The organism is Achromobacter sp. SIMBA_011, assembly GCF_046535435.1.
In the GTDB taxonomy this organism is placed as follows: Bacteria; Pseudomonadota; Gammaproteobacteria; order Burkholderiales; family Burkholderiaceae_B; genus Achromobacter; species Achromobacter dolens.
Genome location: NZ_JAWRWN010000806.1, coordinates 1 through 256, shown reverse-complemented (window position 1 = coordinate 256; position 256 = coordinate 1). Strand labels below are relative to the sequence as shown.

Here is a 256-nt window from a genome sequence, read left to right as displayed (position 1 = left end):
GAGCAGCGCGATCGCACCGGCCGCGATGCGGTCGACCCACTTCCTCGCCCGGAGATACAGCTCGCGCGGCCGGCGGGTGGAGAAGCACAGCGCGACGATCGTGTACCAGCCGAACTCGACCGCGAACACGAGCGGCGGCAGCGCCAGGTAGCACCACAGCGGCGGATGTTGCGGCAGCAGCGCCGCGAAGATGCTGCCGTACCAGATCGCAGTCTTCGGGTTGCTCAGCTGGGTCGTGAGGCCGGCCAGGAACGAC

General features: G+C 69.1%; 1 protein-coding gene. It reads right to left on the bottom strand.

Annotation, left to right across the window (positions count from 1 at the left end):
- Positions 1-256: LysE family translocator (locus tag SB816_RS33220; RefSeq protein WP_410548407.1), on the bottom strand; the 256-nt coding region annotated here is incomplete at both ends.